25 protein-coding genes are annotated in these 23,428 nt (G+C 50.9%); 18 read left to right on the top strand and 7 right to left on the bottom strand.

Annotated features, from left to right (window positions below):
• Positions 1-9: 9 nt before the first annotated feature.
• The gene (locus NSQ24_RS17205) at positions 10-621 is read right to left on the bottom strand and encodes a YhcN/YlaJ family sporulation lipoprotein (protein WP_172920694.1); all 612 of its coding nucleotides are present in this window, start codon (positions 619-621) and stop codon (positions 10-12) included.
• Between the two features lie 197 nt (positions 622-818).
• Here NSQ24_RS17205 and NSQ24_RS17200 point away from each other — a divergent pair, with 197 nt between their 5' ends.
• Positions 819-2,153, top strand: coding sequence for a PhoH family protein (locus NSQ24_RS17200; RefSeq protein WP_003386300.1), 1,335 nt, complete (start codon positions 819-821; stop codon positions 2,151-2,153).
• A 693-nt stretch (positions 2,154-2,846) separates the two neighbouring features.
• Here NSQ24_RS17200 and NSQ24_RS17195 read toward each other — a convergent pair.
• Positions 2,847-3,320, bottom strand: a complete 474-nt coding sequence (locus NSQ24_RS17195) for a DinB family protein (RefSeq protein ID WP_003386299.1) — start codon at positions 3,318-3,320, stop codon at positions 2,847-2,849.
• A 129-nt stretch (positions 3,321-3,449) separates the two neighbouring features.
• Between NSQ24_RS17195 and NSQ24_RS17190 the strand changes: the two genes are divergently transcribed.
• Both NSQ24_RS17190 and NSQ24_RS17185 read left to right on the top strand, forming a co-directional pair.
• On the top strand, positions 3,450-3,896 hold the full coding sequence (locus NSQ24_RS17190; RefSeq protein WP_003386298.1) for a hypothetical protein: 447 nt from the start codon (positions 3,450-3,452) through the stop codon (positions 3,894-3,896).
• A 108-nt stretch (positions 3,897-4,004) separates the two neighbouring features.
• Positions 4,005-4,556 carry a hypothetical protein gene (locus NSQ24_RS17185; RefSeq protein WP_003386296.1) on the top strand — a complete coding sequence of 184 codons (552 nt, stop codon included), beginning with the start codon at positions 4,005-4,007 and terminating at the stop codon, positions 4,554-4,556.
• Positions 4,557-4,619: 63 nt separating this feature from the next.
• Here NSQ24_RS17185 and NSQ24_RS17180 read toward each other — a convergent pair whose 3' ends face one another.
• Complete coding sequence (locus NSQ24_RS17180) at positions 4,620-5,117, bottom strand: hypothetical protein (RefSeq protein WP_003386294.1); 498 nt, start codon at positions 5,115-5,117, stop codon at positions 4,620-4,622.
• Positions 5,118-5,179: 62 nt separating this feature from the next.
• On the opposite strand from NSQ24_RS17180, the gene NSQ24_RS17175 reads away from it, so the two are divergent.
• The 4 genes from NSQ24_RS17175 to NSQ24_RS17160 all read left to right on the top strand — a co-directional run bounded on the left by NSQ24_RS17175 (position 5,180) and on the right by NSQ24_RS17160 (position 10,372).
• Positions 5,180-5,827 (top strand): MBL fold metallo-hydrolase, encoded by a 648-nt coding sequence (locus NSQ24_RS17175; RefSeq protein ID WP_338463400.1) that lies wholly within the window; start codon positions 5,180-5,182, stop codon positions 5,825-5,827.
• A 55-nt stretch (positions 5,828-5,882) separates the two neighbouring features.
• A complete protein-coding gene (locus tag NSQ24_RS17170) occupies positions 5,883-7,232 on the top strand; it encodes a CapA family protein (protein ID WP_339166287.1) in 1,350 nt (449 codons plus the stop codon).
• Between the two features lie 112 nt (positions 7,233-7,344).
• Positions 7,345-8,790, top strand: coding sequence for an IS1182 family transposase (locus NSQ24_RS17165; RefSeq protein WP_024985259.1), 1,446 nt, complete (start codon positions 7,345-7,347; stop codon positions 8,788-8,790).
• Between the two features lie 124 nt (positions 8,791-8,914).
• Positions 8,915-10,372, top strand: coding sequence for an IS1182 family transposase (locus tag NSQ24_RS17160; protein ID WP_339166285.1), 1,458 nt, complete (start codon positions 8,915-8,917; stop codon positions 10,370-10,372).
• Between the two features lie 31 nt (positions 10,373-10,403).
• Here the strand turns inward: NSQ24_RS17160 and NSQ24_RS17155 are convergent, their stop codons facing one another.
• Positions 10,404-11,471, bottom strand: coding sequence for a hypothetical protein (locus NSQ24_RS17155; protein WP_003386291.1), 1,068 nt, complete (start codon positions 11,469-11,471; stop codon positions 10,404-10,406).
• 124 nt (positions 11,472-11,595) lie between these two features.
• Here NSQ24_RS17155 and NSQ24_RS17150 point away from each other — a divergent pair, with 124 nt between their 5' ends.
• Positions 11,596-12,741: an SAM-dependent methyltransferase gene (locus NSQ24_RS17150; RefSeq protein ID WP_339166284.1), complete on the top strand. Its 1,146-nt coding sequence runs from the start codon at positions 11,596-11,598 to the stop codon at positions 12,739-12,741.
• Between the two features lie 58 nt (positions 12,742-12,799).
• Here NSQ24_RS17150 and NSQ24_RS17145 read toward each other — a convergent pair whose 3' ends face one another.
• Both NSQ24_RS17145 and NSQ24_RS17140 read right to left on the bottom strand, forming a co-directional pair.
• A complete protein-coding gene (locus NSQ24_RS17145; RefSeq protein ID WP_003386289.1) occupies positions 12,800-13,069 on the bottom strand; it encodes a DUF2626 domain-containing protein in 270 nt (89 codons plus the stop codon).
• 133 nt (positions 13,070-13,202) lie between these two features.
• Positions 13,203-13,931 (bottom strand): helix-turn-helix domain-containing protein, encoded by a 729-nt coding sequence (locus NSQ24_RS17140; protein ID WP_024983993.1) that lies wholly within the window; start codon positions 13,929-13,931, stop codon positions 13,203-13,205.
• 248 nt (positions 13,932-14,179) lie between these two features.
• Between NSQ24_RS17140 and NSQ24_RS17135 the strand changes: the two genes are divergently transcribed.
• From NSQ24_RS17135 to NSQ24_RS17125, 3 genes are all read left to right on the top strand, one after another.
• Positions 14,180-14,557, top strand: a complete 378-nt coding sequence (locus NSQ24_RS17135; RefSeq protein ID WP_003386287.1) for a Spx/MgsR family RNA polymerase-binding regulatory protein — start codon at positions 14,180-14,182, stop codon at positions 14,555-14,557.
• Between the two features lie 88 nt (positions 14,558-14,645).
• Positions 14,646-15,401 (top strand): enoyl-CoA hydratase/isomerase family protein, encoded by a 756-nt coding sequence (locus NSQ24_RS17130; RefSeq protein ID WP_003386286.1) that lies wholly within the window; start codon positions 14,646-14,648, stop codon positions 15,399-15,401.
• 147 nt (positions 15,402-15,548) lie between these two features.
• A complete protein-coding gene (locus NSQ24_RS17125; RefSeq protein WP_024983991.1) occupies positions 15,549-16,178 on the top strand; it encodes an RsfA family transcriptional regulator in 630 nt (209 codons plus the stop codon).
• Positions 16,179-16,256: 78 nt separating this feature from the next.
• Here NSQ24_RS17125 and NSQ24_RS17120 read toward each other — a convergent pair whose 3' ends face one another.
• On the bottom strand, positions 16,257-16,724 hold the full coding sequence (locus NSQ24_RS17120) for an N-acetyltransferase (protein ID WP_003386284.1): 468 nt from the start codon (positions 16,722-16,724) through the stop codon (positions 16,257-16,259).
• 272 nt (positions 16,725-16,996) lie between these two features.
• On the opposite strand from NSQ24_RS17120, the gene NSQ24_RS17115 reads away from it, so the two are divergent.
• The 7 genes from NSQ24_RS17115 to NSQ24_RS17085 all read left to right on the top strand — a co-directional run bounded on the left by NSQ24_RS17115 (position 16,997) and on the right by NSQ24_RS17085 (position 23,412).
• A complete protein-coding gene (locus NSQ24_RS17115) occupies positions 16,997-18,340 on the top strand; it encodes an acetyl-CoA carboxylase biotin carboxylase subunit (protein ID WP_024983990.1) in 1,344 nt (447 codons plus the stop codon).
• 14 nt (positions 18,341-18,354) lie between these two features.
• Positions 18,355-18,567 carry an acetyl-CoA carboxylase biotin carboxyl carrier protein subunit gene (locus NSQ24_RS17110; RefSeq protein WP_003386282.1) on the top strand — a complete coding sequence of 71 codons (213 nt, stop codon included), beginning with the start codon at positions 18,355-18,357 and terminating at the stop codon, positions 18,565-18,567.
• 49 nt (positions 18,568-18,616) lie between these two features.
• Positions 18,617-19,549, top strand: coding sequence for a hydroxymethylglutaryl-CoA lyase (locus NSQ24_RS17105; RefSeq protein ID WP_003386281.1), 933 nt, complete (start codon positions 18,617-18,619; stop codon positions 19,547-19,549).
• On the top strand, positions 19,546-20,319 hold the full coding sequence (locus tag NSQ24_RS17100; RefSeq protein ID WP_003386279.1) for an enoyl-CoA hydratase-related protein: 774 nt from the start codon (positions 19,546-19,548) through the stop codon (positions 20,317-20,319). The genes NSQ24_RS17105 and NSQ24_RS17100 overlap by 4 nt, the downstream gene beginning before the upstream one ends.
• A gap of 19 nt (positions 20,320-20,338) precedes the next feature.
• Positions 20,339-21,877: an acyl-CoA carboxylase subunit beta gene (locus NSQ24_RS17095; RefSeq protein ID WP_031932805.1), complete on the top strand. Its 1,539-nt coding sequence runs from the start codon at positions 20,339-20,341 to the stop codon at positions 21,875-21,877.
• A gap of 157 nt (positions 21,878-22,034) precedes the next feature.
• Positions 22,035-23,009 carry a 2-dehydropantoate 2-reductase gene (locus NSQ24_RS17090; protein ID WP_003386277.1) on the top strand — a complete coding sequence of 325 codons (975 nt, stop codon included), beginning with the start codon at positions 22,035-22,037 and terminating at the stop codon, positions 23,007-23,009.
• A complete protein-coding gene (locus tag NSQ24_RS17085; protein ID WP_003386276.1) occupies positions 22,993-23,412 on the top strand; it encodes a DUF3397 domain-containing protein in 420 nt (139 codons plus the stop codon). The genes NSQ24_RS17090 and NSQ24_RS17085 overlap by 17 nt, the downstream gene beginning before the upstream one ends.
• The last annotated feature ends 16 nt before the right edge of the window (positions 23,413-23,428 follow it).

The following is a 23,428-nucleotide window of genomic DNA, read 5'->3' as shown; positions in this document are numbered from 1 at the left end:
AGGAGCTTTTTACTGCCGGTTGACCGGTATTTTGCGATTTCCTTCCGGTTTTGCGTTGCCGCTGTTGTTCAGGCGTTGTTCGTTTTCTCTGGATGGCGCTTCCTCTTTCATTTGAACATCGCGAGGGGCTTGGGGAATGATGCGTCCGACAATATCAGCCAATTCTTCCGCAATACCCGCCACGGGCCGGCCTTTTTGCATATCAGTGGACATTTCCCGCAAGCGTTGAACGATGTCGGGATCGGCCGTTACGAGCGCAGTGGCGCCTTGGGGATCTTCCTTCAAGGCTTCTGCCACTGTATATTTGATGACCCCTACTTCAGGGCGATCCAGGTGGGCGTTGACGTCGATGCCGATAACAGCCCATTTGCCCAATACAACAGCGGTGGCATCCTTTACGTTTGGTACACGGGTGGCCAGTTGAACCAGCCGGTCTGCAGTAGCTTGTGACGATTGGTTATAGCCAGGGGACGGTGCTGTTTGCTGTACGCGCTGCGTTTCATCTGCCCGTTTCCCGGGCTGCGGTGCTGCTTGATTCCCGGGAGGCTTGTTGCCAGACATGCAGGCGGAGAGCAGCAGGCTGACACTGAGTACAAGTACGGCTGTCCGCTTCACGGTCATTCTCCTTCGCTTCTTAAGTTGCTCCCACACAAGTCATGCATGATTATCTGTATTTTGTTCTCCTGTCCACCTTTTCATGCGGGACTCGTCTATCTTCACTCTTGCCGACATAGACTGTAGTACATCACGTCGCGGCTACTGAGCATCCCACCCGCAATTGCATAGGGTATAACAGATGGGTAATAGGAGGCGAGATTTTGAAGAAAATCTACGTGCTGGACACCAACGTACTCCTGCAAGATCCACGAGCGATGTTTTCCTTTGCGGATAACGAAATCGTCATACCCGCCGTGGTGTTGGAAGAAATTGATTCCAAAAAGCGCTATATGGACGAGATTGGCCGCAACGCTCGTTATGTGTCGCGGCTGTTTGACAGCTTTCGCGAATTGGGGCATCTGCATCAAGGCATCCTTTTGGAAACGGGTGCGCTATTGCGCGTCGAATTGAACCATTCCTCGCTTGCCAAGCTTCAAAAGCAATTTACGGAAATGACCAATGACAACCGCATTCTGGCGGTAGCGCTTAACTTGCAGGAAGAAGAAAACCTCTTGCCTCAACCACGCCCTGTCATACTCGTCTCGAAGGATGCCCTGATGCGAGTGAAAGCTGATGCGCTTGGACTGATTGCCGAGGATTTTCTTTCGGACCGCGTCGTCGGCGAGTATTCCCACATTTACAGTGGTTATCACAAAATGCAGGTTGCCCCGGAAATCATCAAAAATTATTACGGCAGCCGAAAGTTGTCACTTTCCACCTGTTTTCCGCAGCAGCGTTTTTATCCCCATCAGTTCCTGGTGCTGAAGGATGAGTTGAATCCGTCCATATCGGCTATCGGGAAGGTTGACATCGATGGAAAGAATCTGGAGATGCTGGTCGCTGACGACGATCCGATCTGGGGAATCAGGGCCCGCAATGTCCAGCAGCGGATGGCTTTCGAATTGCTCTTGCGAGAGGATATTCCGCTGGTGACGATGACAGGAAAAGCGGGTACCGGGAAGACCTTGCTGGCATTGGCCGCGGGGCTTTTGCAAATTGAAGATTTGCAAACATACAAGAAGCTGCTTGTAGCAAGGCCAATCGTCCCGTTGGGGAAAGACATTGGCTATTTGCCCGGTGAGAAGGAAGAGAAGCTTCGTCCCTGGATGCAGCCGATTTACGATAATTTGGAGTATTTGTTCAATACAAAACGCTCCGGTGACCTTGACAAAATATTGGCAGGGATGGGCAGCATTCAGGTAGAAGCGCTGACGTATATCCGCGGGCGTTCCATTCCGGAGCAGTACATTATCATTGATGAAGCGCAAAACCTGACAAAGCATGAAGTGAAAACCATTTTGACTAGGGTGGGGGAAGGGTCGAAGATCGTATTGATGGGAGATCCCGAGCAGATCGACCATCCATACCTGGACGAGAGCAACAATGGACTTACGTACGTGGTGGAGATGTTTAAGGATCAGAAACTGGCTGGTCATATCCGCTTGGAAAAAGGGGAGCGCAGCGTTCTGGCACAGCTTGCGGCAGACTTGCTGTAAGTGTGCATAGTGCAAGCGAATCCGGACATACTAGGATTGTCGAACCCGATGATCCATGAATCAAAATCGGCGAAAGCCTTCCAGGAGGCGAAGAACCGTGGATGGTCATGATCACGCTCTCGATATCAATCGAACTGGCGGACACCGTACTCTTTAGGTAAGACAAACTCTGTTACGGAGGTTGAGGAGCTAAAGAGAATAATCGGTACTACCCCATAGCAACGGGTTCGACACGGCCGCTCCCAATTTGGGAGCGGTTTTGATTTATGGCTAAAAACGCGATCAGCAATCTTTTGGTAAAAAGATAGACAACGAATCGACAAATAAAGTGCTTTTTCGATAAAGGGAATATATGGAATATAGTGAATATATAGTAAATAAGGAGGTGAAAACAATGAAAAAACTGGCTGGTATTCTACTCGGAGCAGCTCTGGTTTTTACGCTGTCCTCTTCAGTCACGGCAAATTCGGAAGCTTGCGCTGGCTGCAAAGCGCCAAAACCTCATCCGGATTGCGTATGTCTGAATGGTGGTCCACAATGGGCCTGCCCGTGGTGATTTTAGTTCTGAATATTCAATCAAATACTTAATTTCAGCAAGGTCGAACTGCCATAAACTCTTAGCCACCTCTCGGGTGGTATTTTTTTTGACTTCCTGTCAGGCAAAAGAAAAAGCCCGGTATCCCGGGCAAACGGCTAAGCTTGATTTTGCAGAGCTTTTCTCAACAATGTAACCGTGCTTGCGTGCATGCCTTCATGGTACAAGCTGAATAAAAACATGCCCCCAAATGTATCGATTTCGGCTTTTCCGCGAAGGTTGAACGGGCTGGGAAGCTTTTCTTCAAAGCGATCGGCAAACTCTTTTTTAATCCGTTCCGTTTGCTCTGCCAATTGTTGGTTCAATGTTTCCAGGGTAGGAAGCTCCCCTTGCCAATCGGCAGGTTTTGTGCCGGGGCCGAACAGGGCCGCATAAGATTCGGGGAGGTGCGGAGCTTTTCCCCCGTAGAGCAGAGCATCCTGGGTAAATAAAACGTGGCCAATATTCCAGCGGATATTGTTGGAAAACCCTTCCGGCACAATGTCGGCCTGCTCTTCCTTCGTTGCCTGCAGCGTAGCAAGCGTAAGACTGCGGACTACATCGTAATGATCCCAAGCATGTGCAATGTTCATTCGCATTACCGCCTTCCATCTTCGTATCCATACAAAAAAATGTTACTTGAAATTGTCGCTGGTGAAAATATCCGAATGTGCTATGGTTGTCTCTTTCCCCATAAAGATGAAGCAAGGGGGGAGTGAAGCATGGTTACACTGGATACATCTATTTCTTTTTTGATTTACATCACGGCGGTTTCCAGCGCGGCCGCAGGGGTGACAGAGGCTGTCAAATCGGTCGTACCTTTTCTAAATACAGATTACGAAGCAAAAGAAGACAGGCTGGAGGATCACAATCATGCTGCCCGGCTTTCCCACTACAAAAAATTCCTGAATTTGCTCATCTCTGTTGTCGCAGCCGGTCTGATTTTTGGTTTTCTCCGGCTAGACCCGGCTTTGATTCTAGTCGGTGCCCCATCTGCTTTTGTAGAGAACTCCTGGCAGTTGGGTACGTGGATGTGGGGAATCGTCGCAGTCTTCGGCTCTCCGTTTTTTGCGTCGCTCCTAAAAATTCTCGAGTGCTGGAAGCATAATATGAACGGAAACCATATCCCCAACAAGCCGCGGCAAAAGGTGAGCGGCCCGAAGCAATAGGAGGCATCCTTTTCCCTTTCCCGAGTGCCGTACGCTCTATTGCCCCTTGCACAGCTCTTGCGATAAGATAGCCTTGTGCAATTTTGAGAAAAAAAGGGAGAAGCAGGCATGAGAAGAAAGTACGGACTTTTGGCAATTTGCTTCCTGCTGACAGTCTTTCTGCTTCAGGCGTGCGGATCGGCTGAATCGGCAAAGGGAGGATTGTCCGCCGCATTTGATCCGGAAAATCCGCAAGAATACGGCATTCGCGGCATTTATTTGGGACAAAACGTCAAAGAGGCGATGGACGTCCTGAAGCCGGCAAAGGCCGATTTTATGGATGCTGTGACGAGAGAGAGCTATACGTTGGACCAAATGGCTTCCGGAGCCGGTACCGTTGTCATGGGATTGCTCCTGGTCGACGATACCCAACTGATAGTCATGGTGAAGCAAGGTGTCTTGAAATCGATCGCAGTCGGAGGCGTTCCTCCGGAAAAAGCCGCCCAATTTGCCACGAATCGCGGATTGGCTGTCTATGACAGCTTCCAACGCTTGCAGGAGCTGTATGGCCAGGCGAAGCCCGGGCAGGAAGTGTCGCTTCAAGGAAGCAAGTACAAGGCGCTATTCAGCATTCACGATGACAAGGTGATCGGTTTTCGTTTCGATACGATTGGCGATTGACAGAGATGGGATACAACGTTCGCAAACAGCCATGCGTGCATCCTTCGGGTAGCGTATGGTTTTTTACACGTCTTTGTCCTGCCAGAGTACAGAGATGTTGTAGGCCCGGGCAATTCCGTCGATTAACTGATCATGGGCAGGATCAATCAGGTACAGATCAGCCGGCGTGGAGGGAATGCGCCCGAGGATAGTTTCCTTCATTTGTTCCAGCGCCGCCCATTGATCCTGATCGTCACCTGCGGATACATCAAGCGAAAAAAATGCGACCCGATCTGCATACAGGTAAGTATGGCCTTCCTGGCTTTCAAACCCGATGTCATCCAGGTGAATGATTTCCGTGTCGGGAGGGAGAAGCCAAAGGGAGAATTCCTCTCCCAGCATCGAGGCTTTCGTCAACAGCTCGTTCAGCTTTTGACGATCATGCTCGCCTTCAACGATGAGCAGCTGTCCATCGCGGTCAAACACATTGACATTGTCTCCGATTTTATGTATGACTTGAGCATAGAATCCGGGAAGCTTGCCGGCCGGGGCTTGCATTTCAACACCGAACATTCGTTTCATCGTCATCACTCCACTTTACGCCGTTTTCTTTCATCGTATCATAGTTCATAAGGAGGTTTCACATGAAAGAGGCCAATATGAAAATCGAGAGCTTTGCGCTTGGACCGTTTCAGACAAATGCGTATGTGCTGACCCATCCGGAAACACAGGAATGTATCGTCATCGATCCGGGAATGGAACCGGAACCTCTTCTTCGTGCACTGGAAGGCAAAAAGGTAGCGGCTGTGCTGCTGACCCACGCCCATCTGGACCATATCGGCGGTTTGAATGCTGTCAGAGCGTTGACAAAAGCGCCTGTCTACATCCATCCTTTGGAGAGTGAATGGTTGACGAATCCCGACCTGAATGGTTCCAGCCGCTGGAATTTGCCGGAACCGATTATTTGTGAGCCAGCCGAATATGAATTGGCCGATGGACAGATGCTGGAGCTTGCCGGTTTTTCTCTCCGCGTTCTGCATACACCGGGCCATTCCCCGGGAAGCTGTTCGTTTGTCATAGGGAAACATTGTTTTGGCGGCGACGTGCTGTTTGCCCAGAGCATCGGCAGAACGGATTTGCCAGGCGGCGACTTTGAGACGCTGATGATCAGCATTCAAGACAAATTGTTTGAACTGGATGACGATACGATCGTCTACCCGGGACATGGCCCCAAAACGACGATCGACGCAGAGAAAACCTTCAATCCATACGTAACGGGGATGCTTCGATAGAGCGCCCCACGGAAGCGAGTGGAAGGACAGGAAAACAAAAGGAGTTTACTGACACATGAGAAAAAAATGGTGTTCACTGGTGATCGTCGTTGCGCTTGGCTGGGGAACAGTTGGATGTGTCCCGCAGACAGGAAAGACCGATCAAACCACAGCAGCCCCTGTCTCTTCCGCCGCGGCTCAAGAGCCGGCTGACTTACCTGCTGAGGCACCTGCAGACAAACCAACTGACCAACTAACAGACGAACCAACAGACAAACCTGTAGACGAGCCAGCAGATGTCTCCACGGAAGAGTCCGGCACCAACCATGCAGCGGGACTATCGGCACCGCTTTCCCGTTTTCCGGAGCAGCGCATTACGCTAATGGCTGTAGGTGACATCATGGTGCATGACGAACAACTGGAAGCCGCTCTTTTGCCGGATAAAAAAACCTATGATTTTGCACCGTCATTTGCGTACGTGAAACCGATTTTTCAAGAAGCCGACTGGTTGATCGGCAACCTGGAAACGACACTCGCCGGGCAAGAGCTGCGCTATTCCGGTTATCCGATGTTCAATTCCCCGGATTCTTTGGCCGATACGCTAAAACAGCTCGGTTTTACCGCCCTGACGACAGCCAATAACCATTCCATGGACCGAAAAGAAAAGGGCGTGCGGAGAACAATCGATCAGTTGGATCGGGTCGGCTTGCTCCATACCGGAACGTTTCGGGACGAAGCAAGCCGCAATGAGCCGCTTATCTTGAACAAAGACGGCTTTACGATGGCGCTGCTCTCGTACACGTACGGGACGAATGGCATTCCGATTCCAAAGGATAAGCCTTACCTGGTCAATTTGATCAATCCCGATCTGATCAAGGCAGACATCGCGAAAGCAAGAGCAGCGGGTGTCGATCTGGTCGCGGTCGCGCTCCATTTTGGAAACGAGTACCAGCGCATGCCAAACGCCAAGCAGCGGGAGACTGCCGAGCTGTGCATCAAGTTCGGAGCCGACCTGGTGCTAGGGGCGCACCCCCATGTCGTGCAGCCGTATGAATGGAAGACGGTGACACTGGAGGATGGGAGTACCCACACCGGATTTATCGCCTATTCACTGGGCAATTTTATTTCCGCCCAACGCCGGGATTACAAAGACGTAGGAGTGATCCTGAAGCTCACCTTGTACAAAGGAGAATCAGGAGAAGCCAAAGTGGAAAAAGCGGAATGGACGACAACCTATGTTCATTATTATCGGAAGAATGGAAAACGTCATTATGTCATTTATCCTGTACCGCTCGCTGTTTCAGCCATGGAGCAAGGTCAGAAGCCGCCTGTGCTTGGCAAGGAACTGGCCGATTTCCTGAACCGGCTGCAAAAGGAAATGGATACGCATCTGAATTCGATGAATAAACAGACGAAGGCCAGCTAGGAAGCTGGCCTCAGCCTGTAGACAAAGTTCCGTAAGGAACAGGGTCTGCAGGCTTTTTTGTTGAATATAGAACATGTTACGTTTTCAAAAGTTATTTTTTAGAGGTGGCATTATGCTTAATAAGCAAGAGGCCGAAGGGCGTTATCAGATATCTGCATTCTCGCTAGATGAGTTGGTGCCAGAAGATCATCTCGTAAGAAAAATTGAAAATGCAATCGACTTTTCGTTCATCTATGACTTGGTGGAAAGCCTCTACTGTCATGACAATGGCAGACCCAGTGTTGACCCTGTAGTCTTAGTTAAAATTGCTTTCATCCAATATATTTTTGGAATTCGTTCCATGCGACAAACGATTAAAGAGATCGAAACCAATGTTGCCTATCGGTGGTTTATTGGCTATGATTTCAGTCAGCCCATTCCCCATTTCACGACCCTAGGCAAGAACTATGTTCGCCGTTTTCGGGATACTCAACTCTTCGAGTCGATCTTCCTTCGAATATTGGAGGAGGCGGTTCATCATGGATTCGTGAAGCCTGATGTGCTTTTCATTGATGCTACGCATGTAAAAGCCAGTGCGAATAAGCATAAATACGTGAAAGAAATCGTTGAAGAACAAGCGAAGAAATATCAAGAGCTGCTGGACGAAGAAATCAATCAGGATCGTATTGCACATGGAAAGAAGCCCCTTGAAAAAAAGACAGAAACTTCGAAGAAGGAGGTGAAAGTCAGCACAACTGACCCGGATTGCGGATTGTTTGTAAAAGGGGAAAAGGAACGTGTATTTGCTTATAGTTTTCATACAGCATGTGATCGAAATGGATTTGTGCTTGGTGCCAAGGTAACGCCAGGCAATGTGCATGACAGTCAGGTTTTTGAGGATGTTTTGAATCAAGTGCGAAAGACGTTTGCACAGCCTCAAGCTGTGGCAGTGGACTCGGGATACAAGACGCCTTACATCAGTAAAACACTCCTTGATGACCAGATTCGCCCCGTTATGCCCTACACAAGACCACGCACCAAAGAAGGTTTTTTTAAAAAGCACGAATATGTGTATGATGAATATTTCGACTGCTACATCTGCCCGAACGAGCAAATCTTAACATATGAGACAACAAACAAGGATGGGTACCGTATCTATCGATCAAATTCTCAAGTTTGCCGAAGTTGTCCGTTCTTGAAACAATGCACGGAAAGTAAAGACTACACAAAGAGAGTGAGTCGCCACATCTGGGCTGATTACCTCGAAGAGGTAGACCACCTCCGGCATACCGAGGAAAACAAACAAATCTATAGCAAACGGAAAGAAACGATTGAACGTGTATTCGCTGATATGAAGGAAAAGCATGGCATGCGTTGGACGACCTTACGAGGACTGGAGAAGGTCACGATGCAGGCGATGCTTGTTTTCGCTGCCATGAACTTGAAAAAAATGGCGACCTGGCTATGGAAATCAGGTCGCCAAAAGGTGAACGATCAAAACACCTTCGGTATTTTCATCAAATTATTAAACAAACTCCCTCTGCTGTTCGTTCAGCGAGGGAGTTTGTCTGCAACCTGAGGCCAGCTAGGAAGCTGGCCTTTCAGCCTGTAGACAAAGTTCCGTAAGGAACAGGGTCTGCAGGCTTTTTTGTTGAATATAGAACATGTTACGTTTTCAAAAGTTATTTTTTAGAGGTGGCATTATGCTTAATAAGCAAGAGGCCGAAGGGCGTTATCAGATATCTGCATTCTCGCTAGATGAGTTGGTGCCAGAAGATCATCTCGTAAGAAAAATTGAAAATGCAATCGACTTTTCGTTCATCTATGACTTGGTGGAAAGCCTCTACTGTCATGACAATGGCAGACCCAGTGTTGACCCTGTAGTCTTAGTTAAAATTGCTTTCATCCAATATATTTTTGGAATTCGTTCCATGCGACAAACGATTAAAGAGATCGAAACCAATGTTGCCTATCGGTGGTTTATTGGCTATGATTTCAGTCAGCCCATTCCCCATTTCACGACCCTAGGCAAGAACTATGTTCGCCGTTTTCGGGATACTCAACTCTTCGAGTCGATCTTCCTTCGAATATTGGAGGAGGCGGTTCATCATGGATTCGTGAAGCCTGATGTGCTTTTCATTGATGCTACGCATGTAAAAGCCAGTGCGAATAAGCATAAATACGTGAAAGAAATCGTTGAAGAACAAGCGAAGAAATATCAAGAGCTGCTGGACGAAGAAATCAATCAGGATCGTATTGCACATGGAAAGAAGCCCCTTGAAAAAAAGACAGAAACTTCGAAGAAGGAGGTGAAAGTCAGCACAACTGACCCGGATTGCGGATTGTTTGTAAAAGGGGAAAAGGAACGTGTATTTGCTTATAGTTTTCATACAGCATGTGATCGAAATGGATTTGTGCTTGGTGCCAAGGTAACGCCAGGCAATGTGCATGACAGTCAGGTTTTTGAGGATGTTTTGAATCAAGTGCGAAAGACGTTTGCACAGCCTCAAGCTGTGGCAGTGGACTCGGGATACAAGACGCCTTACATCAGTAAAACACTCCTTGATGACCAGATTCGCCCCGTTATGCCCTACACAAGACCACGCACCAAAGAAGGTTTTTTTAAAAAGCACGAATATGTGTATGATGAATATTTCGACTGCTACATCTGCCCGAACGAGCAAATCTTAACATATGAGACAACAAACAAGGATGGGTACCGTATCTATCGATCAAATTCTCAAGTTTGCCGAAGTTGTCCGTTCTTGAAACAATGCACGGAAAGTAAAGACTACACAAAGAGAGTGAGTCGCCACATCTGGGCTGATTACCTCGAAGAGGTAGACCACCTCCGGCATACCGAGGAAAACAAACAAATCTATAGCAAACGGAAAGAAACGATTGAACGTGTATTCGCTGATATGAAGGAAAAGCATGGCATGCGTTGGACGACCTTACGAGGACTGGAGAAGGTCACGATGCAGGCGATGCTTGTTTTCGCTGCCATGAACTTGAAAAAAATGGCGACCTGGCTATGGAAATCAGGTCGCCAAAAGGTGAACGATCAAAACACCTTCGGTATTTTCATCAAATTATTAAACAAACTCCCTCTGCTGTTCGTTCAGCGAGGGAGTTTGTCTGCAACCTGGAAGGCCAGCTAGGAAGCTGGCCTTTTTTGCGTGCAAGGGGGATTTATTTTTTTCCGAAGCCAAAGGGGAAGTTGACCTTCAGCTGCAAACGGAGTTCTTCATCCATCATGCTGATCCCCTGCACCTGAATGTTCGGGGAGATCAATTCCGGATAAAAGCCGAGGTCGTACTGCTTCTCCATCTCTTCAACAGTGGAGGAAGGCAGGGCAAAGCCGTCGAAATACAATTCATTGATCTTAAATTTCAACTGTTTCGGCGAAACGAGCTCATATGATCCGACGAGCCGAAGCTTCATGTGATCGTATTCACCTTCAACGATGAGCTGATTGTTTTCAAATTGAAAACGAGACTGTTTGAACAGGTCGTTTTTACTCATCAGAAACTGGTTGAAATCATTCTGATTGATCGTCAGCGTGTGAAGGAACAGCCCTTCCGACTGGATTCTCTCCGGTGTCGCCAGCTCGGGAATTTGGAACATGACGGTCGACAACTGGGTAAAGAAGGTTTGGAAGGCGGGCAGACCGCGTTTTTGCCAATCGACGATCAAATGGTCCATCAGCGATTGCACGCTGGTTGCATCTCCAACCATTTGCAGGTTTTTTTCTTTTTCCGTCTGGACGGCCAGCATTTCGGCCAGCTGCAGCTCGTATTGCTTGCGCAGGTCTTGCAGGGCCGTCAACCGTTCCAGCTTGTCTGCTTGCAGAGCTGTCATCTTGGCGCGTTCTGCCTGAAATTTTTCCAGGCGCGAGATATCCCGCTCATAGAGAAGCTGCAGGAACTCAAACATCAACAGAAAATCGTTGAAATTCTCGGCATCAAACAGAAGTGTCAGAAACGACACTCGTTCTCCCATGTAATAGGCTCTGGCGACTTCACCAGCATGTCTCCTCATCGCTTCGATGACTGCCTTTTGCCGTTGCATGTCCAGATCGAGACGGGCTATTTCCCCGCTCAGCTTTCCTTCCTCCTGTTTGATCAGGCCCAAGGTTCTTTCCAGTTCTTTTTGTGTAAAGTGCTGCTGCAGGATCAATTGTTCCAAAGGAGGCGCTTCCTGGGCAAAAGCGGTAAGCGGAATCGCGGCCAGCAGTAACACGAGCAAAATTTTACGCATCTCTTCACCTTTTGTTTCGTAGCGTGATTGGAGCAACTAGCCAAATACGCTCTCACCACATTGTATGATCTCTTTTCGTATTATAGCCTTAGTTGGCGGAATTTGGATAGCAGGAGAAGTGAAGATGACGACAATATCCAGAATTTACAAGGAAATAGAGAGCCATCCGGAGGGGGCAATCCCGTTTGTCCGCTTCATGGAGCTGGCGTTGTATGATGAAAGCGAGGGCTATTATACAAACAGCCGCCCAAAGATCGGAAAGGAAGGCGATTTCTTTACAAGTGCATCTGTGCACCCGGTTTTTGCGGAGACCTTGGCTGACGCGGTGGCAGAGATGTGGGACGCGGGAAAATGGCGTTCGCCTGCTCTGATAGAGATCGGTGGCGGGACCGGGGCATTGTGCAGCGGCATGCTTGCTCGATTGCAGGAGAGCTCTCCGCATTTGTTCGATTCCATCCAGGTCGTCCTGATCGAAGCAAGTCAGTATCACAGGGAGCTGCAGAAACAGGCGCTGTCGAAGCGGGGGCTGCCCGTCCGCACCTATCAAAGTCTCGAGCAAGCGGCAGCATCCGAGAGCCTGCAGGGTGTCGTGTTCTCCAATGAGTGGCTGGATGCTTTTCCGGTACATATCGCTGAAAAAACGCAGAAGGGCTGGCAAGAGGTATGGGTCACCAAAAACGGCGATCAATTGGCAGAGTGCTATCGGGACCCGATCCCTCCGCTGGCCCGTTACTTGGCCGAGATTGACAATGGATTGCCCATAGGCATGCGGGTGGAAGCCAATCTCGGAATCGAGGAGACATTCGCACAACTCTCCCGGCTGCTCCGTTCTGGATACGTGATGACCATCGATTACGGCGACTTGCAGGAGGAGCTATACCATCCGAGCAGAAAGCGGGGGACGCTGATGTGCTACCGCCGTCACCAAGCCGATGATAATCCATACGAGCATGTCGGCGACAAAGATATTACGGCGCATGTCAATTTCTCCGCGCTGATCCGCGCAGGGGAGCGGGAGGGATTTCAGAAGGTCACGTATATGCGCCAGGATCAGTTTCTGATCAGGAGCGGGATACTGGAAAAAGCGGTCAATCATACGGACAGAGATCCGTTTACCAGCCAGGCGATGAAACGGAACAGAGCAATCCAACAGCTGATTTACCCAGGGGGCTTGGGCGGGATGTTCCGGGTGCTGGTGCAAGCAAAAGGGGAGGTTACAAGTCACGGGTTTCGTTTCCAAACAGCAGAAAAGTACGGGGAGAAAAGATGACGGCAGCGTGAAGATGCCAAGAAAAAAAGATGCTCATCAGATGTGAGCATCTTTTTTCTTACAGAAACGATTGAATCATCATGGAGTGCTCTTGCGGTCCTACCGGCATCACGAAGAACGTGTAATAGGTGAACCCAACGAAGGAGACAAACATAAAACCGAAGAAGATGTTCAAGTATGCCCGCTCAGTCAGATTCATGTAGCTGAGCGCCACAAAGAATGCGGTCAGGCCGAAGAACAACAGGGCCATCGGGTACAAGCCAGCCCAGAACGACATCAGCGCGATTGCGATCGTCCAGAAGCCCAGTACGCGATACATACGATCCATCTGTAATCCCTCCTTTTGCAGCAAGTCGGCAATATTTACAAGATTCCTTCCCCATTATATAGGACAGGAGGAGACGTGTAAACGGGAAGGTATGACGGTTTTTTGACTGTCTTGGTAAATGCTGCTGGTTTAGCTAATCAACCGACATTTGGCAGTCCAGCTCGGGTACGCGGACTACCGTGTAATTGCATGAGCGGCAGCCGCTCAGCATCGATTCGTCTTCTCGTAACTCAATTTGCCCAAAGTATGTTTCAAATATTCCCGTCAACAAGGCGTTATGCATCCTGCATACAGAGGAAGGATAGCGCTTGGCCGTTTCGGAAAAGGTGCAATTGAATACGCGAAAGCGCAAACGTCCGTCCTGGAGCGCTTCGATGTCAGGCTTCAAGCCTTGGGCGACGACCAGCCGGTGTATATGCTCCAGCTTTTCTTCAAAGGAAGCTTTGTTTTCATCTAAAGGGAACTCCTTCAAGGCGCGTTTCGCCATTTCCGTTCCCATCCGATAGCCCATCTTGGTTAGCGCAGCTTCCCCGGCCTCGCCGAGTGAAAGGATGCTTTCTATCGCTATGTCCGCCAAGAGGCGGTAATCTCGCGGAGGAAATTGCAGGCTGACCACCTGATCGGAAAGCGAATATAGACGGCTGGGACGCCCGCCTTTTCCGCTCTTGTCAGAAGCTGAGCTGAGCAGATTGACATCCTCAAGCTTGGTCAGATGAAGACGGGCTACATTGGGATGGATCGAGAAGTGTTCGGCCACGTCTTGAACGGTAACGGGCTCCCTGCTGTTGGAAACGTACTGGTATATTGAAAAACGGGTAGAATCAGCCAAAGCGCTTGTAAGTTTCTGAGCATCGCATTCCATACCGTTCTCCCCTTTCCGTTGACAAATTACATTAAGTGTATCCGATTTTTCTTCGATTGTTAAGGTAAGAGTGTGCAGCCGATGGGTTTTAGCGCTGTCGATTGCCGTTATATCTAATCGTATTTTTTAGATTTAATACTATTGACATAGTGTTAATACCACATTTATAATCCAAAGTAGAAAAGGTTTTTTTATTAGCTTACTTTTAGATAGCTAATTATGCGATAGATGAGATGGAGGGTTATAAGATGGCTGTTGCAGAGCGTACACGTACCCAAAAATTGACTTTTTTCACGTATCCGAGCTGTACTTCCTGTCGGAAGGCGAAGGCATGGCTGGCGGAAAACGGAGTGAACTATGAAGAGCGTCATTTGTTTAAAAATCCGCCCACATCAGAAGAACTGCTGGAGATCATCAAAATGACAACGAACGGGTTGGATGAAATCCTGTCTACACGCAGTCAGCGATTCAAAAATCTGGATGTGGACATCAACGATATGTCTGTGAGCGAGCTTTTGGAAATGTTGAGCGAAGAACCGCAATTGCTGAAACGTCCGATCTTGACTGACGGCGAGAACCTGATCGTCGGCTTCAATCAATCTGCTATGAAAAACCTGCTTTCCTAATTCGAGGAGAAGGGTAGCCCCCTTCTCTTTTCTCTTTTTTCAGAGGGGGTTACAATGGGGAAAACGAGCGAGAAAGGGTGGAGACCGGGTGGAAACGATTCGGGTAGAAAAACGGGACGGCATCGCGACAATCACTTTTCATCGTCCAAAGGTACATAATGCGATCAGTCTGGAAATGGCAGAAGAGCTGCAGCAGGCAATCGAGGACGCTTCGGCGGATAAGGAAATCAAAGTAATCATTTTCACCGGGGAAGGTGCGAGCTTCGTCTCCGGCGGGGATGTGAGGCAATTCATCGCTGCTCGCGGCAAGGAGCAGGCTCTGCCCATCCTCAGCAAGGTGGCGGATGTGCTCCAGGCAGTGGAGACTGCAAAAAAGCCTACGATTGCCATGATCAATGGACATGCGCTCGGCGGGGGCAGTGAATTTGCGATTTCCTGCAACTTTCGGTTCGCCAGTGAAACCGCAGTGCTGGGCTTTGTGCAAATCGGGCTCCATATCACGACGGGCTGGGGAGGAGGCTCGCGGCTGCTGGACAAGCTCCCGGAGTCCAAAGCACTGGCCCTCCTGTTGACAGGGGCAAGACTCAGCGCCGAAGAAGCGAAAGGCTACGGACTGGTGGACCGCGTCTGCCATCCTGAGCGCCTGCGCGAGGAGACGGAACAGTTCGCCGCGGCAATCGCCGCCCGTCCCTTGGCCAGCATCGAAGCATATATGGACATGCTCGCCTGGAAGCGAAAAGGGTTGTCACTGGCGGAACGCACGCGCCGGGAAGTCAGCCAATGCGCCGAGCTATGGGGAAATGACGAGCACGTGCGTCTTGTAGAGAAATTTTTAGGCAAATAGAGAATAGGAACTCGCCAGCTCCGCTCCCGTTTAAACAATTGTGTGCTTGGACATACTTTTTCTAGTAGAAAACGATTCTACCAGAGTAGGAAAAAGCATAGGATGGAGTACATCATCCTTTTAAAGGTAACGGGAGGGACTTCATACATGGTAGCTTCCAGACAGGACGCATGGACTGAAGATGACGATCTGGTGTTGGCGGAAGTCACCCTACGCCATATTCGCGAGGGCGGGACGCAGCTTGCTGCTTTTGAAGAAGTAGGGCAACGCCTTGGGCGTACGGCGGCCGCATGCGGATTTCGCTGGAACAGTTGTGTGCGCAAAAGATATGACGCAGCGATCGTGATAGCGAAAAACCAGCGGCAGCAGTTGAAAAAGATGGGACGGCTTACTTCTGTCCAAACAGAGGTAAATGGAGAGGCACAGCTTCTGAGAAAACAGCAATCGCCGGTCCAGCAGCTCTCGCCAAGCGGCTCAGCCGAGGAGCAGATTGAAGCAGTGATTCGGATGCTGATGAATCACAAGGATTTGGTCCGAAAGGTACGGCAGCTTGAACAAGAGTTGGAAGGAAAGGTTTTGGAGATAAAAGAGTTGAAGGAAGCGCACGACAGGATGAAAAAAGACTTGGAACAGGTCCAGGGAGTCAACGAGGATTACAAAGCGTTGGTTCAAATCATGGAGCGTGCACGGAAAATGGCCTTCTTGAATGAAGAGGAGCCCGTGAAAGCCATTTTCAAAATGGACGAGAACGGGAATTTGGAGAGGGTGGAAAAATAGACCCGAAAGTCTGCAAGGGACAGCGAATCATGAAAAAGAAGCGGCCGCATAGCCGCTTCTTTCGTTTTTCAAACCCCGTCAGTCTTGAAGTCCGACACCCTCTGGGAGCCATACATAAGGGTTTTCGCCGCGGTCACGGACCGGGTTGTACTTGACCGGAGTAAAACCCATCTTCAACCAGAATTCATCCGCACGACAGCGGGAGTTGGTCTTGATCGGGGCACCGAAGCTCTTGGCATGGTTCACCAGAGCAGTACCGTAGTCCTTGCCGCGATAATCCGGAAGGACCTCCAGCTTCCACAGCTCGTAGTAATCCTGAGCGGGGGCAAAGTATCGATCGTACTTGCCGTCGATTTTGTAAAGGCTCATCCGCGCCACCAGCAAATCATTGTCATAGATGCCGTAGAAAGGAGATTCGGAATCGTTTTCCACGATGTTCGCCTCCAGGTCTTCCTTCATCGAAAGCTCCTCCAGGCCAAATTCGCGGAATCTTTGAAACTCCTCCAAAGTCTTGTAGTTGATGTTTAGACGTTTTACCTCAAACATGAGTAAGCCACTCCTCTCACGCGCTTTGCCTTGCCATAACATTACTTATCATTATACACAAAATCGGTTACATCTGAGCGCATTTTCTCCTTTTGTCCCATCTGTTTGCAAAAAATGTTTTCGTCTCCATGGAAAAAATTTAAATTTCAACCTAGAACTATGTCATATCTCATGGCAAAATAGAGAGAAGCAAAACAATTTCGACAATCGTCCGGACGAGTTGCAAACGGTTTCACGGTGCCGGCCGATTGGTCTTGGAGAGGAGCGTTGCCATGCGAAAAGTATTGATCGCCAATCGCGGGGAAATCGCCAGGCGGATTATTCGCACCTGCCGGGAGCAGGGGCTGGGGACGGTAGCGGTGTTTTCAGACGCAGACAAAGATCTTCCCTTTGTCCGTGAAGCAGACGAGGCCGTACATATCGGCCCGCCACCGGTACCGCACAGTTACCTCAATGTAGACGCCATCATCGCTGCGGCCAAACAGACAGGGGCGGATGCCGTTCATCCGGGTTACGGATTGCTGTCCGAAAATGCAGCGTTTGCCCGCCGCTGTCAGGAGGAAGGCCTGCTCTTCATCGGTCCATCGCCAGAGGTGATCGCCCAGATGGGAGATAAATTGACGGCTCGAAACGTGATGCACAACGCAGGAGTCCCGATCGTACCAGGCTGCAAGGAACCCGCGCAGTCTCCTGACGAGGCGGCGCAGCTGGCTTCGGAGATCGGGTATCCGGTCATGCTGAAAGCGAGCGCTGGCGGCGGAGGGATCGGCATGCAGATTTGCCGTGACGAAGCCGAGCTGAGGCAAGCGTATCAATCGGCAAAGGGCAGGGCAAAGGCGTACTTCGGCAACGATGCGATGTACATTGAGCGCTATGTCGATGAGCCCCGTCACATCGAAGTGCAGATCGCCGGGGACATTCACGGAAACGTTCTGCATATTCTGGAGAGAGAGTGCTCGATCCAAAGAAGACATCAGAAGGTACTGGAGGAAAGTCCTTCTCCCTTTTTGGACGACGATACGAGAGAGAAGCTCTGCAGCGCAGCGGTGCAGGCAGCACGTGCTGTAGGCTACACCGGTGTCGGAACAGTAGAGTTCATCGTCGATGGAAACAAACAATTCTATTTTTTGGAAATGAATACACGCCTGCAGGTAGAACACCCTGTCACGGAGGAAATGACCGGACTTGATCTGGTCGCCATGCAGCTGGCTATTGCGAGAGGAGAAAAACTCTCATTTGCTCAGGAAGATATCAAGGCGATCCGGCACGCGATAGAGCTGCGGGTCTATGCAGAAGACCCGGTCACGTTTATGCCTTCGCCGGGAACGATCACGCTGTATCAGCCGCCGCAGCTGGAGGGCGTCCGGATCGACGACGGTGTGGAAACAGGGACACAAGTGACTCCGTTCTACGATCCGATGATTGCCAAGGTCATCGCTTCCGGAGCGGACCGGAGCGAAGCGATCAAGCGGGCGAAAGCGGCAATGCAGCAATTTGTCCTCACCGGAATCAAAACCAATATTCCATTCTTGCTGGAGGTACTCGAAGACGAGCAGTTCGTCCGGGGAACCTATACCACTCGTTTCATCCAGGAACGGAAACAAAAATCAGTCTAAGGAGTGCGAGCAAAATGAAGAATGTAGCAGCAACGATGGCAGGAACAGTCATCAACATCCTGGTGCAAAAAGGCGATCAAGTCAAAGCCGGTCAAGATGTGATCGTACTGGAATCAATGAAGATGGAAGTGCCGGTTCAGGCGGAAGCAGACGGCGTTGTTGCCGAGATCAAAGTCAACAGCGGCGATTTTGTCAACGATGGAGATGTGATCGTCGTACTGGAATAGAATGGGGCTGCTTCTAAACTGAGCGCCCGCTAGGAAAGGGGGAGCGTCCATGCAGGTACAAATTGTCGAGGTCGGACCGCGCGATGGACTGCAGAACGAACAAAAAGTGCTCTCCGCTCCGGAAAAAATCCGGCTGATCGAGATGCTGGCGGAAGCCGGACTGCAAAGAGTGGAAGCGAGCTCCTTCGTAAACCCGAAGTGGATTCCCCAACTGGCTGATGCGGGAGAGGTTTGCCGCTCGCTTCCGCACCAGTCACGCGTGAGGTACAGCGCCCTTGTTCCAAACCTGAAAGGGCTGGAGCGGGCGCGGGAGTGCGGCTTGACCGAAGTAGCCCTGTTCATGTCCGCATCGGAGACGCACAATTTGAAAAACATTAACAAGTCGATCGAGGAGACCTTTCCCGTCCTTCGCGAGACAGCCAGGGAAGCATTGGCCTTGGGCATGCGTGTCCGCGGCTATGTGTCGACGGTGTTCGGCTGCCCCTACGAGGGAGAGGTTCCCCTGGACAACACCCGCAAAGTCACGAATGAGCTGATTTCGATGGGGGTCTATGAGGTCTCGATTGGCGATACGATAGGAGTGGCTACACCCCTGCAGGTTCATCAAGTTTTTGCGGCGCTTGTGAAAGATGTTACGACTGAGCGCTTGGCCGGTCACTTTCACGATACCCGCGGTACTGGTCTGGCAAATGTCGCCGCAGCGCTGGACGAGGGCATACGGATCTTTGACAGCTCGATCGGAGGGCTTGGCGGCTGTCCATATGCGCCGGGGGCATCTGGAAACATTTCGAGCGAAGACCTTGTTTACATGCTGCACGGGATGGGATACGAGACAGGGGTCAGCCTGGAGAAGCTGGTCGAGGCGGGAGCGTATGTCCAGCAGCTTTTGGGACGCGCCCTGCCATCCAAGGTGCTCCAGGCCGCCTTGGCCCAGTCGCACAGAAGACAACCCGAATCCCGGGCAGAAGGAGGCAAAGCATGACTGTCTTGTATGAAAAAGAAGGACTGATCGGGATATTGACGATAAACCGCCCTGAGGTGTTTAACTGCCTCAACCTGGACACTTTGCTCGCGATGCGGCAAACGGTTGCCGAGGCAGCCGTGGATCGGAGCGTGCGTGTGCTGATCGTCACCGGAGCGGGAGACAGGGCTTTCTGCTCCGGGGCCGACCTGAAGGAGAGGCGGTCCATGACTGATCTGCAGGTACAGCATTACATCAGAACAATCCGCGACACGTTCAGCGAGCTGGAGCGGATTCCCAAGCCGGTAATCGCAGCCATCAATGGCATTGCCCTTGGCGGCGGCACGGAGCTGGCTCTCGCGTGTGATTTGCGTGTGATGAGCGAGACAGCCCAGATGGGGTTGACGGAAACGTCCCTCGGGATCATTCCCGGCGCGGGCGGAACACAGCGGCTTCCCAGGCTGGTCGGCAAAGGAGTGGCAAAGGAGCTCATCTTTACGGCCCGCCGCGTAGCTGCCGGGGAAGCGCTTGCCATCGGACTGGTGAATAAGGTGGCGGCTTCCGATCAAGTCATGACGGCTGCCCTGTCGCTTGCCCGCGAGATTGCCGAAAATGCCCCGATCGCCTTGGCCCAGGCCAAGTATGCGATCGACTACGGTCTGGAGACTGACCTGGCTACGGGGCTGGCCATGGAGAGCAACGCCTATCAGGTATTAATCCCTACCCGTGATCGGCAGGAGGGACTCGACGCCTTTAAAGAGAAGCGAAAGCCGGTGTATCGCGGCGAATAAGAGGAGGTAGTAGGCACCCATGAGCAAACAAGCAGAAGACATGCTGAGAGAACGCATCGCCCAGGTGGAAAAGGGCGGAGACGAAAAATACCATGCCAAGCTGAAGGAGCAGAACAAGCTGTTTGTCCGTGATCGCTTGAAGCTTCTGTTTGACGACGAATTTCACGTGGAGGACGGCCTGTTTGCCAACTTTATGGCTGGCGACCTGCCGGCAGACGGAGTCGTTACGGCTATCGGGAAAGTAAACGGACAGACGGTCTGCGTCATGGCGAACGATTCTACGGTAAAAGCAGGCTCCTGGGGTGCCCGGACGGTCGAGAAAATCATCCGCATTCAGGAAACGGCGGAGAAAATGCGGGTGCCGCTGTTGTACCTGGTCGATTCCGCAGGGGCACGGATTACGGACCAGCTTGAAATGTTCCCGGGCCGGCGGGGGGCAGGTCGAATTTTTTACAATCAGGTAAAGCTCTCCGGCAAAATTCCGCAAATCTGCATCCTGTTTGGACCTTCCGCTGCCGGAGGCGCCTATATCCCGGCGTTTTGCGACATCGTCATCATGGTCGACAAGAATGCCAGCATGTATCTGGGGTCCCCGCGGATGGCCGAGATGGTGATCGGAGAAAAGGTGACACTGGAAGAGCTCGGCGGTGCCCGCATGCACTGCTCTGTCAGCGGCTGCGGAGACGTACTGGCAGCCAATGAAGGAGAGGCGATTTCTGCCGCTCGCCGCTATCTCGGCTACTTTCCTGCCGACTACACGGCCAAGCCTCCGGTTGGGGCCGCCAAGTCGCCTCGTCCAGACGCGAAAAAAATCAGCGAGATCGTCCCGGAGAATCAAAATGCTCCGTTCAACATGCATGAACTGATCGACGCGTTGGTCGACGAAGGCTCGTTTTTTGAGGTGAAGAAGCTGTTTGCGCAGGAACTGATTACGGGGCTTGCCCGTCTCGATGGCAAGCCGATCGGTATCGTGGCGAATCAGCCGAGGGTAAAGGGAGGCGTCTTATTTGTCGATTCGGCTGACAAGGCGGCGAGGTTCATCACGCTGTGCGACGCCTTTCAAATCCCGTTGCTGTTTTTGGCGGACGTACCGGGCTTCATGATCGGCACGGCGGTCGAGCGGGCCGGCATCATCCGCCACGGAGCAAAAATGATATCCGCGATGGCGGAAGCGACGGTTCCGAAAATTTCGGTTATCGTGAGAAAGGCCTACGGAGCAGGACTTTATGCCATGGCCAGCTCTGCTTTTGAACCAGATGCCTGCCTCGCGCTGCCGGGAGCGCAAATAGCCGTAATGGGGCCGGAAGCAGCGGTGAATGCTGTCTACAGCAACAAGATTCAAGCCATTGAAGATCCGCAGGAACGGCAAGCCTTTATCATGCAAAAACGGAAGGAGTACCAGGAAGACATCGACATCTATTTGCTCGCTTCCAATCTGATCGTGGACGCGATCATTCCTCCCGAAGAGCTGAGGCGGGAGCTGATTGCAAGATTTGACGTTTATGCGAACAAGAAGCAGATTTTTTCAGAGCGAAAGCACCCCGTTTATCCGGTGTGACCATTTCGCCCGCTGGTCGTCCCAAGAGGGATGGCCTTTTTTATTTCGGCAGGTGAATATTTTTTTGACAATTTCGATCTTTTTACGTAGGAATAATTGATCATTGCCAGCAACTTTGGTATTCTTGAAATAAGTATTGATTAATGTAGGTGAACAAATGCAGCTTCAGTCGATACCACTCCATTTGGTTGTCATAGGCGGCGGTTCTGTAGGGCTTTTATATGCGTCCAGGTTGCTGCTGAGCGGGCAGTCAGTCACACTCGTCACCCGCACCCGCGAGCAGGCGCAGCTCTTGACGCAAGCAGGAGTAACCCTTCGCCAGCTCGACGGAACGATGCAGAAGGCTTCAATCCGAAGCAACCCGATGGAAGACGGTTTGCCGCAAGGAGACCTTTACCTGCTGGCGGTCAAACAGTCGGATCTTGATGCGATCCTGCCTGATCTTCGCCACCTTTCTGCTGCATCGCGGGTATTGGCCCTCCAGAACGGCATGGGACATTATGAGAAATTGACACAGGTGCTTGAAAGCCGTCAGTGTTTTTTTGCAAGCAATACGGAAGGAGCGCGCCGGCTGTCCCCTGTAGAGGTCGAGCATACCGGAACGGGACTTTTGCGCATAGGTCCTTGGACGGAACAGGATGAGCGCGATCCGATCTGCAACGCGTTCGTAGAGCTTGCCAACCGCTGTGGTTTTCAGGCCGTTTATGAGGATACGATAAAACCATTCGCCTGGAGAAAGCTGCTGGCAAATGCCTTGATCAACCCGTTGACAGCTCTGTTCGAGATGCCAAACGGCATGCTGCTTGAATCCCCGCACACCGTGACATTCATGAAAGAACTGTTTTGGGAAGCCGCGGCCGTAGCGGAGCGCTGCGGTGAAAAAATTGAAGAGCGAGATTGGCAGGAAGTTGTAAAAATTTGCCGAAATACTTCCCGTAACATTTCCTCAATGTTGCAAGACATCCGGCGGCGGAATCACACGGAAGTAAACGCTATCAACGGTTATCTCGTTCAAAAGGGGAGGGAAACCGGAATACCCGTCCCGATGCATGAGACATTGCTGCGCGCCGTGCTTCTGAAGACAGACATGGTGAAGGGGAAGGGAGAGGCCGCCATTGACCTTTTTGGGTAAGCTTTGGTCGTTTTTTTCAACGACGTGGACCTATTTTTGGGCGACGTTGACCGCGTTTCCTTTTCTTGGATTCCCACTGGCGTACTTTTTGGTGTATCTGTGGAAAAAGGACCGGCGTTTGGCCGGACGCTGGGCTGTAAATATCACGAATTTTTTGCTCATTCGTGCCGTTGTCGTCGCGTATAGCGTAATTTGGCCGGAAGCGCTGTCTGCGTGGTGGTGGATTACCGGATTTTTTCTCGCGGCCATTGGACTCATCGGCTGGGTTCAAATCAGGCTGAAAGGTAAGCTGTCGCTGTTGAAGGCGAGCTTCTCGGTTTGGAGACTGTCTTTCCTCCTGTTTGGACTGGTCTACGTAGTGCTGTATACAACCGGGATCTTTAAGACGATGGGCGACGTATAAACACTCGCGGCACCGA

Source organism: Brevibacillus sp. FSL L8-0520 (assembly GCF_037963895.1).
Classification (GTDB): Bacteria; Bacillota; Bacilli; order Brevibacillales; family Brevibacillaceae; genus Brevibacillus; species Brevibacillus borstelensis.
Note: the sequence above shows the minus strand (reverse complement) of the source record. Positions and strands in the feature narration are given on the sequence as shown.